At 53.2% G+C, this 12,259-nt stretch carries 11 protein-coding genes; 4 read left to right on the top strand and 7 right to left on the bottom strand.

The genetic code is table 11. The annotated features are described in order from the left end of the window. Positions 1 to 17: 17 nt before the first annotated feature. Together rstB and rstA are read right to left on the bottom strand one after the other, a co-directional pair. The gene (rstB, locus tag N7922_RS13740) at positions 18 to 1,310 is read right to left on the bottom strand and encodes a two-component system sensor histidine kinase RstB (RefSeq protein WP_263096814.1); all 1,293 of its coding nucleotides are present in this window, start codon (positions 1,308 to 1,310) and stop codon (positions 18 to 20) included. 24 nt (positions 1,311 to 1,334) lie between these two features. Further along, positions 1,335 to 2,051, bottom strand: a complete 717-nt coding sequence (gene rstA, locus N7922_RS13735; RefSeq protein WP_263096813.1) for a two-component system response regulator RstA — start codon at positions 2,049 to 2,051, stop codon at positions 1,335 to 1,337. Between the two features lie 128 nt (positions 2,052 to 2,179). Here rstA and N7922_RS13730 point away from each other — a divergent pair, with 128 nt between their 5' ends. Further along, positions 2,180 to 2,515: a GlpM family protein gene (locus N7922_RS13730; RefSeq protein ID WP_263096812.1), complete on the top strand. Its 336-nt coding sequence runs from the start codon at positions 2,180 to 2,182 to the stop codon at positions 2,513 to 2,515. Between the two features lie 2 nt (positions 2,516 to 2,517). On the opposite strand, the gene N7922_RS13725 is transcribed toward N7922_RS13730, so the two are convergent. Together N7922_RS13725 and ydgH are read right to left on the bottom strand one after the other, a co-directional pair. After that, positions 2,518 to 3,900, bottom strand: coding sequence for an amino acid permease (locus tag N7922_RS13725; RefSeq protein WP_263096811.1), 1,383 nt, complete (start codon positions 3,898 to 3,900; stop codon positions 2,518 to 2,520). 195 nt (positions 3,901 to 4,095) lie between these two features. After that, the gene (ydgH, locus tag N7922_RS13720; RefSeq protein WP_263096809.1) at positions 4,096 to 5,040 is read right to left on the bottom strand and encodes a DUF1471 family protein YdgH; all 945 of its coding nucleotides are present in this window, start codon (positions 5,038 to 5,040) and stop codon (positions 4,096 to 4,098) included. A 522-nt stretch (positions 5,041 to 5,562) separates the two neighbouring features. Here ydgH and pntA point away from each other — a divergent pair. Together pntA and pntB are read left to right on the top strand one after the other, a co-directional pair. Next, positions 5,563 to 7,092 carry a Re/Si-specific NAD(P)(+) transhydrogenase subunit alpha gene (gene pntA / locus N7922_RS13715; RefSeq protein WP_263096808.1) on the top strand — a complete coding sequence of 510 codons (1,530 nt, stop codon included), beginning with the start codon at positions 5,563 to 5,565 and terminating at the stop codon, positions 7,090 to 7,092. 10 nt (positions 7,093 to 7,102) lie between these two features. Then, complete coding sequence (gene pntB / locus N7922_RS13710; protein ID WP_263096807.1) at positions 7,103 to 8,491, top strand: Re/Si-specific NAD(P)(+) transhydrogenase subunit beta; 1,389 nt, start codon at positions 7,103 to 7,105, stop codon at positions 8,489 to 8,491. A gap of 57 nt (positions 8,492 to 8,548) precedes the next feature. On the opposite strand, the gene uspE is transcribed toward pntB, so the two are convergent. The 3 genes from uspE to ogt all read right to left on the bottom strand — a co-directional run bounded on the left by uspE (position 8,549) and on the right by ogt (position 11,122). Continuing rightward, positions 8,549 to 9,499, bottom strand: a complete 951-nt coding sequence (gene uspE, locus N7922_RS13705) for a universal stress protein UspE (protein WP_263096806.1) — start codon at positions 9,497 to 9,499, stop codon at positions 8,549 to 8,551. A gap of 145 nt (positions 9,500 to 9,644) precedes the next feature. After that, positions 9,645 to 10,397, bottom strand: a complete 753-nt coding sequence (gene fnr / locus N7922_RS13700; RefSeq protein WP_044176765.1) for a fumarate/nitrate reduction transcriptional regulator Fnr — start codon at positions 10,395 to 10,397, stop codon at positions 9,645 to 9,647. A 209-nt stretch (positions 10,398 to 10,606) separates the two neighbouring features. Then, positions 10,607 to 11,122 (bottom strand): methylated-DNA--[protein]-cysteine S-methyltransferase, encoded by a 516-nt coding sequence (gene ogt / locus N7922_RS13695; protein ID WP_263096805.1) that lies wholly within the window; start codon positions 11,120 to 11,122, stop codon positions 10,607 to 10,609. A gap of 528 nt (positions 11,123 to 11,650) precedes the next feature. Here ogt and smrA point away from each other — a divergent pair. Beyond that, positions 11,651 to 12,214, top strand: coding sequence for a DNA endonuclease SmrA (gene smrA / locus N7922_RS13690; RefSeq protein WP_263096804.1), 564 nt, complete (start codon positions 11,651 to 11,653; stop codon positions 12,212 to 12,214). Positions 12,215 to 12,259: the final 45 nt, after the last annotated feature.

Genomic DNA, 12,259 nt, shown 5'->3' with positions numbered 1-12,259 from the left:
GCGCCGGTTGCTGCTCATCAGGGCAGCACAATGTGATGATAGATGGGCCAGTTGAAGGTAAATTGCGCACCGCCCAGTTCGCTTTGCGAACACAGCACTTCGCCGCCAAATGCCTGGGCAATGGAGTGGACAATCGCCAGCCCAAGACCGCAGCCGCCCGTGGCACGATCGCGGCTGGGATCAAGGCGAACAAAGGGCTCAAATACGCGCTGACGTTCTTCCGGCGCAATGCCCGGGCCATCGTCTTCGACGATCAGCGTGGCCTGTGAACCCTGGCGTTGTAACGTGACTTTGACCGTTTGCTGGCAATAGCGCAGCGCATTGTTCACCAGATTATCCAGCACCCGCTCCATCAGACGCATATCCAGCGCGCCATAATCATCGCCAGGTGTGCAGGTCAGCAATAGCTGATGCTGCGGATTCATCGTACGCGCATCATCCATATAGCTGTTAAACCAGGCAGGCAAATCCGGGCTGGTCAGCTTCAGTTCGGTTTGTGGGCGATCGAGGCGGGCGTAGGTCAGCAGCTCTTCAATCAGCGCCTCCAGTTGCCCGATATCGCGGTTCAGCGCGGCATGCTCGGCCTCGCTAAGGTTATCGCTCATCTCCAGCCGGTAACGTAGCCGGACCAGCGGGGTTCGCAATTCATGCGCAATACCATCAATGAGCTGCTTTTTACTGGCGATCAACGCATTAATATTGTCCGCCATTTGGTTAAACGCGATGCCTAACCGTTCAAAACTGGACGCGCTGTCAAAATGGATACGCTCCTCAAGATGGCCTTCGCCAAAACGCTGGGCAGCGGATTCGAGCCGCAGCATCTCTTGCCAGTGCGGTCGCATCCAGATAAACACCGGGAAAGCGAGGGAGATAGCAATAAAGGCCATCAGCGCCATATCCAGCAGGCGCATTTCATGCAGGAAAAACAGATACGGTACCGGCCCTACGGCCAGCACATAGTGGCTACGCGGAATACGCTGAATAAAGGTGTATTCAGAATCCAGTGCCACAATGTCGCCTTCACGCAGCCGTTGAGCATGCGGCGCATCGAGCGTGAATTTGTTCATTGGCTCGATACGCAGATTAAAGGAGAGATTCAGATCCAGCTCTTTCAGGGTATTCGCCCATTGATGCGGCGGAATTTCTCGCAGCTCGCTGCGCATCAAATAGAGTGAACTCTTCATCAGGTCATCAAGGGTCTGGCGACCTGCGCGCTCGGCAGTGAATTTGTACACCAGACCCACCAGCATGGTCATCACGATAAAGCACACGAACAGCAGAAGGTAAAACTGGACGAACAGCTTCTTCATAGTGACACCCGGTTAAATGCTTTTTTAGTTGTCCCACGCATGCGGGGCAAACAGGTAGCCTTTATTGCGTACGGTCTTGATACGGTAGGGCTCTGTGGCGCTGTCGAGCAGTTTTTTCCGCAGGCGAGAAATCGCCACATCCACGCTGCGATCAAGCCCGTCGTAAGTCACACCGCGCAAATTTTTTAACAGCGCATCGCGATCCATAATCTGCCCGGCGTGGGTCGCCAGCTCCCAGAGCAAGTCGAAGTCCGCCGTTGAAAGGATCACTTCCTCGCCGCTCAGCAGCACCTGGCGATTGACCGGATCAATCGATAATGTGCCAAAACGAATAATGTTGTGTTGCTTCAAGGAAGGCGCTGCGGGCTCAGCTGGCGTGCTGGTACGCTGGCGTAGGTGCAAACGCAAACGGGCCAGCAACACGGCGGGCGGCGTGGTTTTGAGAATATAGTCATTGGCGCCCATTTCCAGCGAAAGGATATGGTTCATATCACTGTCGAGAGAGGTGAGCAGAACAATCGGGCCGTTCCACTGCTGACGTAAGTCGCGGCACAACGTCATACCATCTTTACCGGGCAGCATAATATCCAGCAGCACCAGCTCAGGATTGACCCGTGCGATGACCTCTTCGGCACGATCACCGCGAGGTTCCACAATGACATCCATATCGTGTTTGCCCAGATAGGCGGCAATCAGAGCGCCAACTTCCGGGTCGTCTTCCACAAAAACGATCTTATTCATAAGCCATCGCGATCGACCAAAAACGTCAACATACACCGCCTTGCTGCAACCTGCCATTAATCTTTTCTAAACAGGGCGTGTTCCGTTATGCTGTAGGTCTTTGTTGTTGAAGTAATAAAGGCCAAATTATGGGGTTAATTATTAAAGCAGCGATCGGTGCGTTGGTGGTGTTGCTGATTGGGCTGCTGGCAAAAACGAAGAATTACTATATCGCCGGGTTGATCCCGCTCTTTCCCACCTTCGCCTTGATTGCGCACTATATTGTCGCAACAGAGCGCGGTATCGAGGCGCTACGCACCACGATCGTTTTTGGGATGTGGGCGATCATTCCCTATTTTATCTATCTTTTATCGCTGTGGTATTTCACCGGTTTTATGCGGGTCTGGCCGGCGCTGGGCTGTGCGGTGCTCTGCTGGAGCCTCAGCGCCTGGTTGCTGATCTTTTGCTGGAGTCGCCTCCACTAGGGTTATTTCACCAGCATCCACGTTGCGGGAACTGCCGCGATCAGCAACAGGCCAATCAGCGCTTTTTCCCGGCGTTTGAGCAACTCGGTCATTTCATGAGTGCGGCGGGCATACATAAAGACCAGTAAACCCGGCGCATACAGCACCACTGACAACAATAAGTGCATGGGGCCGGAGGCGTACAGTAGCCATAACCCATACAGACATGCACCGATTGCCACGGCCTGGTGCAGCGGGCGGCTGGCGATTTTCAGCAAATAGGCGCCCACCAGGAAATAGGGCACGAGGATCATCTCAGACGCGATCGTCAGCAGCGTATTGTAATCAGACCCTGTCAGCCAGATCAGCACCAGCGAGACCTGCACGCTGATGTTGGTCAGCCACAGCGATGCAGCAGGGGCATTATTTTTATTCTGATGGGCGAAAATGCGAGGGAACGCTTTATGTGTCGCCGCCAGCAGCGGGACTTCTGCCGCCATTATTGTCCAGCTCAGGTAAGCGCCGCAGACCGACACGATCAGCCCGGCGGCGATAATCACCTCTCCCCAACTGCCGATCAGCCTGACCATCAACCCGGCCATTGACGGGTTACGAATTCCCGCCAGTTCGGCGCGTGGCACCACCCCAAGCGACAGCAGTGTCACCAGCAGGTAGACACTCAGCGCGGCCAGTACCGCCAACAGCGTTGCGCGACCAACGTCCCGTTTATTACGCGCGCGGGCGGACACCACCACCGCGCCTTCCACACCGATAAATACCCACAGGGTGATCAGCATGGTATTTTTGACCTGTTCCCAGACCGGCACGCCCAGCGCAACGCCGCTAAAGTCAAATTTGAATTTGTCGACATTAAACGCCAGTGCTGCCAGCACCACAAACAAGCCCAATGGGACTAACTTCGCCAGCGTTGCCGCCAGGTTGATACTTGCCGCGGTCTGCACACCGCGCAGTACCAGCGCGTGGACAATCCACAGCAACGCTGATGCGCCCACAATTGATTGCCAGGTATTGCCATCGCCAAACAGGCGCAGTTGCGGGGTATCGGTAAAGAAGCTCAGGGCCGAGAAGACGATCACCAGATAGGAGACGTTGGCGATCACTGCGCACAGCCAGTATCCCCATGCGGAGCAAAAGCCAACCAGCTCACCGAAACCCGCGCGGGCATAGGTAAAAATACCGCCGTCCAGATCCGGGCGAATACGGGTCAGGATCAGCATGGCAAAAGCCAGCAGCAAAATCCCTGCGCCGGTAATGGCCCAGCCAATCAGTAACGCCGCAGGACTGGCGACTTCCGCCATATTCTGTGGAAGGCTGAAGACGCCTGCGCCGAGCATTGAGCTTAAAACGAGAGCAGTCAAAGCACTAAGGCCAAGTTTCTTTTCCATTGTTATCCTGTCAAAAAAGCCACTCATCCAGAATAATTATTTTGCCGTGGCGCATAAATATGGTGGATATCACTAAGGCGCGGGATTTTACGGAGAGTCGCAAAGGCATGCAATGAGGACGGCGACAATTTTGTGAAAAAGAGAGGAAAAAGATAAAAAAAAGGCGGCCGTAGCCGCCTGATTCATTACTGCTGATTATTTGTAGAGATCCGCACTGATGGTCATGTTGTTGCCGCGTTCGGACCACTCACGGGTAATGTGGTAGTATTTGGCACCTTTTTGCGCAGCACGTTTGGCGACCTGGTAAGAGACTTCCGACATGTTGCCGTAGTTACCAGTGAACTTGATGCTATCAAACGGCACCATCTGCGCAGCGGTAATTTTATTCAGTTCTTCAATTTTCGTGCCGTCAGGAAGTGTGACGGTGTAACGACCACCTGATGTGGATTGCGTTTCGAAGAAACGGCCTACGCCCAGGCCCGGCGTGGCATCGCTGGCAACGCCCGGGATTTCCACTTTCTTCGCTTCTTCACCGCCCTTCGCCAGCGCAGCACGGCCTGCGTCGGAGTCACGTGGAATGGCATCAGCGCTTTGGATTACACGTTTTTTCGCATCCGCTTTATAGATAAAAGCGGTGATCATCTGGTTGCCACCCTGGTTGGTGTCAACCTGACGAACGATATAAAAAGAGGCTGCGCCTTTCTCTTTGGCGGCTTTCGTAATGGCATCATTCACTTCCGGCTGGGTACGGTAGAAGCCCTGTACGGTCACCGTATCGTATGGCTCAAGTTCTACGGCTTTGTCTTTTGGTAATTCCGTAACGCCGTTAATGACGCGAAATGCAGGGTTTTCAGCTTTTCCTGCATCAGCTTTGTATAAATCGGCGGTAACGCGTTGGTTGCCACTGTTGCCGTAATCGGCAGCGTCAACGACATAGAAAGATGCGGCACCATCTTTGTCCGCACGCTCGGAAACGGCTTTAACAACATCGCCGATAGAGTTAAAACGGCCGATTAATACGACACGATCATAGGGTTTCACCGCCGCTGCTTGCTCCGGTGTTAACTCTGTCGCTGCGTTGGCTGACAATGTCGCCGCAGAGAGGAGTGCTGACGCCAGGAGGGTGTACTTGAGCTTCATAAAAATAGTCCTTCGCCTTGCGCAAACCATAAACTGGTGTTGTTGTTGAGAAAACGTCGACGATTATTGCATTTAATCAGAGCCACTGTCTGCGTCATTTTTCACTGACTGTGCTATGGGGTGGGTTAATAACGATAACCTTAAGTGATATGTTGAAAAAACAGCCGCTTGACCAGCAAAACAGATAAAGGTTATGACTTTTTTAAGTTAACGCATTGTTAAAAAGCAATTTCGCACTGGAGATTAATCGTGTTTTGCCGCTTCGCTTGAGCGGAATATCGGCCTGTTATAACGAATTAAAGGCAAATAACCTTGCCAGCCCCTACTGATGGCTGGTTTTCGCAGATAAAAGCACAAATTCTGTTTTCCGGCGGTGGATCACAGGCGTTATTTTCAGTAGGTTATAGAAAGTTTGTTACTGTTTTATTTTCCGGGACACACTCCGTAATGCTGTTAAACAGATGCCGGTTGTTCCGGTGACGACTGACAAACCATCATCTAAAACCGATGGAAGGGAAAACTATGCGTATTGGTGTACCTAAAGAACGGTTGGCCAATGAAACCCGCGTTGCCGCGACGCCGAAAACGGTCGAGCAATTGCTGAAATTGGGTTTCACTGTCGCGATTGAAAGCGGCGCTGGCAAACTGGCAAGTTTCGATGACGATGCGTTCACCCAGTCCGGGGCGGCGATTGTCGATGGCAGCAATGTCTGGCATTCGGACGTTATCCTTAAAGTTAACGCGCCTGACGATGAAGAGATCGCGCTGCTTAACCCCGGCACAACGCTGATAAGCTTTATCTGGCCTGCGCAGAACCCGGCGCTGATGGAGAAACTGGCCGCGCGTAACGTGACCGTAATGGCAATGGACTCTGTGCCACGTATCTCCCGCGCGCAGGCGCTGGATGCGCTCAGTTCGATGGCCAACATTGCGGGCTACCGCGCCATTGTTGAAGCTGCGCATGAGTTCGGTCGTTTCTTCACCGGCCAAATTACCGCCGCCGGTAAAGTTCCGCCCGCGAAAGTCATGGTGATTGGCGCGGGCGTGGCAGGGCTTGCCGCGATTGGCGCAGCCAACAGCCTTGGCGCGATTGTGCGTGCTTTTGATACCCGCCCGGAAGTGAAAGAGCAGGTGCAGAGTATGGGCGCTGAATTCCTCGAGCTGGATTTTGAGGAAGAAGCGGGCAGCGGTGACGGCTATGCAAAAGTAATGTCCGAAGCCTTTATTAAAGCGGAAATGGAACTCTTCGCTGCACAGGCGAAAGATGTCGATATTATCGTCACGACTGCGCTGATCCCGGGTAAACCGGCGCCGAAGCTGATCACCCGTGAGATGATAGATTCCATGAAACCGGGCAGCGTGATTGTCGATCTGGCTGCGCAAAACGGCGGTAACTGCGAATACACCGTGCCGAATGAAGTCAGTACTACTGCCAATGGCGTTAAAATCATCGGTTATACCGATCTGCCGGGCCGCTTGCCGACGCAGTCTTCCCAACTTTATGGCACCAATCTGGTTAACCTGCTGAAACTGCTGTGTGCGGAAAAAGACGGCAACGTGGTTGTCGATTTTGACGATGTGGTAGTGCGCGGTGTGACTGTCGTTCGTGATGGCGAAGTCACCTGGCCGGCACCGCCGATTCAGGTTTCCGCTCAACCGCAGGCTGCGCCAAAAGCGGCGGCCGCGCCAAAAGAAGAGGCCAAACCCACTTCTCCGTGGCGCAAATATGCGCTGATGGCGCTGGCGATCGTTCTGTTTGGCTGGCTGGCGAACGTTGCGCCGAAAGAGTTCCTCGGCCATTTCACCGTCTTCGCGCTTGCCTGCGTCGTCGGTTATTACGTGGTATGGAATGTCTCCCATGCGCTGCATACGCCGCTGATGTCGGTCACCAATGCCATTTCCGGCATTATTGTGGTGGGCGCGCTGTTGCAGATTGGCCATGGCGGCTGGGTCAGCTTCTTAAGCTTTATTGCGGTACTGATCGCCAGCATCAATATTTTTGGTGGTTTCACCGTCACTCAGCGCATGCTGAAAATGTTCCGGAAGAACTAAGGGGTAGCACATGTCTGGAGGATTAGTTACAGCTGCATACATTGTTGCCGCGATCCTGTTTATTTTCAGTCTGGCGGGGCTTTCTAAGCATGAAACCTCCCAGCAGGGTAACAACTTTGGCGTCGCCGGTATGGCGATTGCGCTGGTAGCCACTATTTTTGGTCCGGATACCGGCAATGTCGCCTGGATCCTGGTGGCGATGGTCATCGGCGGGGCGATTGGTATTCGTCTGGCGAAGAAAGTCGAAATGACCGAAATGCCGGAGCTGGTGGCTGTGTTGCACAGTTTCGTTGGCCTGGCTGCGGTGCTGGTGGGTTTCAACAGCTATCTCGATCATGAGGCGGGTCTGGCGCCGATCATGGTGAATATTCACCTGACGGAAGTGTTCCTCGGCATCTTTATCGGTGCGGTGACCTTCACTGGCTCCATCGTTGCGTTCGGTAAACTGCGCGGAAAGATTTCGTCCAAACCGTTAATGTTGCCGCATCGCCACAAACTGAACCTGGCGGCGCTGGTGGTCTCTTTTGTGCTGCTGGTGACGTTTGTCCGCACGGAAAGCGTTGGCGTACAAGTGTTGGCGCTGCTGCTGATGACCATTATTGCTCTGGTGTTCGGCTGGCATCTGGTGGCCTCTATTGGCGGCGCGGATATGCCGGTGGTTGTGTCGATGCTGAACTCCTACTCCGGTTGGGCGGCGGCGGCGGCGGGCTTTATGCTCAGCAACGACCTGCTGATCGTTACCGGTGCGCTGGTGGGTTCCTCAGGGGCAATTCTTTCCTACATTATGTGTAAGGCGATGAACCGCTCCTTTATCAGCGTTATTGCCGGTGGTTTTGGTACGGATGGTTCGTCTTCTGGCAGCGATGAGGAAGTCGGCGAGCACCGCGAAATCAATGCGGAAGAAACGGCGGAAATGCTGAAAAACTCGCACTCTGTGATCATCACCCCGGGCTACGGCATGGCGGTGGCGCAGGCACAGTATCCGGTGGCGGAAATCACTGAAAAACTGCGTGCGCGCGGCGTGAAAGTGCGCTTCGGTATTCACCCGGTTGCCGGTCGTCTGCCGGGCCATATGAACGTACTGCTGGCGGAAGCGAAAGTGCCGTACGACATCGTGCTGGAAATGGACGAGATCAACGATGACTTCGCAGAGACCGACACCGTTCTGGTGATTGGCGCGAACGACACCGTTAACCCGGCCGCGCAGGACGATCCGAAAAGCCCAATCGCCGGGATGCCGGTTCTGGAAGTGTGGAAAGCGCAAAATGTTATCGTTTTCAAACGCTCAATGAACACCGGTTACGCTGGCGTGCAGAACCCGTTGTTCTTTAAAGAGAACACGCAGATGCTGTTTGGCGATGCCAAAGCCAGCGTTGACGCAATCCTCAAAGCGCTGTAATCGTCTCTTACAAATGCAAAAGGCCCGTTTCCGGGCCTTTTTTTCTGCTACATAAACTTAGTCATCTTCATCGTCATCAAGTTCTACCGGCGTCTGATATTCATCCGGCTTGAGCACCAGCAAATCACAACGCAGATGATCGATAACCTGCTCAGCGGTATTCCCCAGAAATGCTGCGGAAATCCCGGTGCGCCCGACGGTACCGAGCACCACAATCCCGGCTTGCAAGTGTTCAGCCAGATCCGGGATCACTTCTTCCGGTAAGCCTTTCTCAACGTGGGTAAGTTTTTCATCGATGCCGAATTTCTGCCGCAATGCTTTCATCGCCAGCAGGTGCTGACCGCGGATCGCGTCGTTATATACGCTGGGGTCGAATTCCGGCAGTTCGATAGCAATATTGATAGGTGTGACCGGATACGCACCAACCAGATGCACCTCGGTATGGTTAACCTGTTCGGCCAGTTGCAGTGTCTCCTTAACCAGCTTTTCATTTAGCGAGTTGTGGTAAAGCTCTTCACTGGCCAGATTGACGGCGACAACGGCTTTACCGCCTTCCGGCCATGGCTGATCTTTGACCATCCACACCGGGCAAGGGCATTTACGCAGCAGGTGCCAGTCGGTAGGGGTGAAAATCACCGACTCCAGTTTGTCGTGCTGGTGGGTCATTTTCAGCAACAGATCGTGACCGCCCGCCAGCACTTCCTGGATGATGGCTTCGAAAGGGCGGTTATGCCAGACCACTTTAATATCAATCGGCACCCCTGCATCGATGTAATATTTTGCCTGCTCGCGGATCCAGGCGGTGCGCTGGCTGATCACGCCCTGGCGCATTGCCGTACGCTCATCAGGGGACAGAAGGGTGGTCATCTCGTAAGAGAAGTCATAGATGGGCAAAAACGCTTTGATTCTGCCACCAATCCGTTGATGCAAATACACAGCACGTCGTAATGCTGGCTGATCGTCCTGATTAGGATCGATGGCGACCAACATATTCTGATACTTAGCCATACAGGGTCTCCTTACATCTGTCACCACAGTCTGTAAATAAAAGATAACCCATTAGCGCTGAATGAAACAGGGAAAACCTTCAGCCAGATCAATAAATCAGAAAAATTTAATGCGCTGGCGAAGGTGCAAAAGAGAGGGGTAAAACTCAGGCAACGTTACGGGAATGACCGGCCAGTTGAGCCAGCGTATCGCTGTTTTCGATAGTGATATATTTGCCTTTTACCGCGAGCATGCCGCTCTTCTGGAAGCGGCCCAGCAGGCGGCTGATGGTCTCGACGGTCAGACCCAGATAGTTGCCAATGTCGCCGCGGGTCATGGTCAGACGGAACTCACGCGGTGAGAAACCACGCTGGGCGAAACGGCGGGACAGGTTATAAATAAATGCCGCCAGACGCTCTTCCGCATTCTTTTTCGACAGCAACAGGATCATATCCTGGTCGCCTTTGATTTCGCCGCTCATCAGACGCATCATCTGCTGACGCAGATTAGGCATCTTGCCGGACAGATCGTCGAGCGTTTCAAACGGGATTTCGCAAACCATGGACGTTTCCAGCGCCTGCGCGAAACTGGGGTGATGGCCGGTGCCAATCGCATCAAAACCGACCAGATCGCCCGCCAGATGGAAACCGGTGATCTGTTCGTCACCCTGCTCGGTAATGGTGTAGCTTTTAATCGTACCGGAGCGGATAGCGTACAGTGATTTCAGTTCATCCCCTGCTTTAAACAGCGTCTGACCTTTCTGGATGGGCTTCTTACGCTCAATGATGTTATCGAGCTGATCCAGCTCGTGTTCATTGAGGGTAAACGGGATGCAAAGCTGGCTAATGCTGCAATCCTGACAATGTATTGCACATCCGCCAGACTGTATGCGTCGTATAATTCGCTTTTCCGGGATCATAGGTCTGCTCAACGCCGTAATTGATATTGGTCAATTTTAACATCTTTTTATTGAGCACGTAAGCCTGGCAAAACGTCAATTCACGATTATTGAAACGGGGGAGAGAAATGAGAAGAGATGACCGGGCATCATCTCTTTGATATTCCATCATTTCGCAAAGGTTTTTACCACAACATTCGGGGAAAAAGGCACTAAATATGCGTTTTTTCTTACAATAGCAGATAGCCTTCATGCCGAAGCAACCACTCTTTGCGCTGCACGCCGCCCGCATAGCCGGTCAACGTGCCGTTACGTCCAATCACGCGGTGACAGGGAACCACGATGCTGACCGGGTTTGCGCCATTCGCTGCGCCTACCGCACGCGCTGCACCTGCACGGCCCAGCGTTTCCGCCAGTTGACCGTAATGTAGCACCTGACCGCAGGGGATTGTACGCAGCGCCTGCCAGACTTCACGCTGAAAAGGCGTACCGGCCGTTGCGGTGGGGAGCGTGTCGATGATCGACAGATCGCCGGCGAAATAATCCTGCAGTTTCTGGCTTAATCCGCCCGGATTACTGGCAGCGATGCGCTGATAACCGTCGCGTCGATAATGAATATTCAACAACTCCACCATGCGATCGCTGTGTTCTTCCCACTCGACAGCTCGTAAATGGAAGGACTCATCACAGAGCACCCACAGCGGGCCCAGCGGGGTGGCGATTTTATCTTCAAGTAGCGTGAGCATCAGGCATCCTTGAACTATGGCAAACGGGCATCAATCTACCATGCCCGACCGGGGCTAACCATACCCCGAAAGTGCGTCTATTTATAGATAGCTAATATTAAGGTGGATAATAACAAACCGATGCCCGTTGAATTATAGATGATATATTTTGCTGTGCGTGGAATAATAAAAAATAGAGCCTGCCGACATCCGCCAGGCTCTACAGTACACACAGCAGCGCTTCCGTTCGTTATTTTATGCAAGCTCATCCTTGCGTCTTAAATATAGTTATAGCCGCCCTTCACTATCTTTCCACTATTAATTGGTGATTAAATTCACGTTAATTTAACGAAAATCGGTATAACCCCCAATGCGCGGTATAAGTTAAGGCGCATTAAAGACATTACAAATGCTAATGTTTTTACCGCGCGTGCGTGTTACGTTTATTTATAAGCACTTAACCCGTGTGCCATAAATGTGTCCTGATCATTGTGAGCGCACGCCATGCTCGTTATAGTACCCGTTCTGAAGTAACCGGAGGACCTTCCCATGAACCCTGACGACAAATCGCTGTTTCTTGACGCCATGGAGGATGTCCAGCCCCTGAAGCGCTGCACCGATATTCACTGGCAGCCGAGTCGCAATTCGCGCGCGACGCAGCGTATCGATACGCTGCAACTGGATAACTTTTTAACCACCGGGTTCCTCGACATCATTCCCTTGTCAACGCCGCTGGAATTCAGGCGTGAAGGCCTGCAAACCGGCGTGGTGGATAAGCTGCGTTTGGGTAAATACAGTCAACAAGCGAGCCTCAATTTGCTACGCCAGCCCGTTGAGCAGTGCCGACAGATGCTGTTCCGCTTTATGCATCAGGCGCGGCAAGATGGCCTGCGTAATGTGTTGATTATCTTTGGGAAAGGTCGTGAAGATAATTCACACCCAAACATTGTGCGCAGCTACGTTGCGCGCTGGCTGACGGAGTTCGACGACGTGCAGGCATTTTGTACGGCGTTGCCGCACCATGGCGGCAGTGGTGCCTGTTATGTGGCGTTGCGGAAATCTGAGCAGGCAAAACTCGACACCTGGGAGCGTCACGCTAAACGTGGTCGTTGATGCTCCAGCCAGGCCGGGGCATTCAGCCTGTTGTGCCGGACGGGA

Origin of the sequence: Kosakonia sp. ML.JS2a (assembly GCF_025642095.1) — a bacterium.
In the GTDB taxonomy this organism is placed as follows: Bacteria; Pseudomonadota; Gammaproteobacteria; order Enterobacterales; family Enterobacteriaceae.
Note: the sequence above shows the minus strand (reverse complement) of the source record. Positions and strands in the feature narration are given on the sequence as shown.

Coding starts and splice junctions, on each gene's coding strand:
- rstA (WP_263096813.1), bottom strand. CDS start 2,051: ATGAATAAGATCGTTTTTGTGGAAGACGACCCGGAAGTTGGCGCTCTG.
- fnr (WP_044176765.1), bottom strand. CDS start 10,397: ATGATCCCGGAAAAGCGAATTATACGACGCATACAGTCTGGCGGATGT.
- pntB (WP_263096807.1), top strand. CDS start 7,103: ATGTCTGGAGGATTAGTTACAGCTGCATACATTGTTGCCGCGATCCTG.
- uspE (WP_263096806.1), bottom strand. CDS start 9,499: ATGGCTAAGTATCAGAATATGTTGGTCGCCATCGATCCTAATCAGGAC.
- smrA (WP_263096804.1), top strand. CDS start 11,651: ATGAACCCTGACGACAAATCGCTGTTTCTTGACGCCATGGAGGATGTC.
- pntA (WP_263096808.1), top strand. CDS start 5,563: ATGCGTATTGGTGTACCTAAAGAACGGTTGGCCAATGAAACCCGCGTT.
- ydgH (WP_263096809.1), bottom strand. CDS start 5,040: ATGAAGCTCAAGTACACCCTCCTGGCGTCAGCACTCCTCTCTGCGGCG.
- N7922_RS13730 (WP_263096812.1), top strand. CDS start 2,180: ATGGGGTTAATTATTAAAGCAGCGATCGGTGCGTTGGTGGTGTTGCTG.
- rstB (WP_263096814.1), bottom strand. CDS start 1,310: ATGAAGAAGCTGTTCGTCCAGTTTTACCTTCTGCTGTTCGTGTGCTTT.
- N7922_RS13725 (WP_263096811.1), bottom strand. CDS start 3,900: ATGGAAAAGAAACTTGGCCTTAGTGCTTTGACTGCTCTCGTTTTAAGC.
- ogt (WP_263096805.1), bottom strand. CDS start 11,122: ATGCTCACGCTACTTGAAGATAAAATCGCCACCCCGCTGGGCCCGCTG.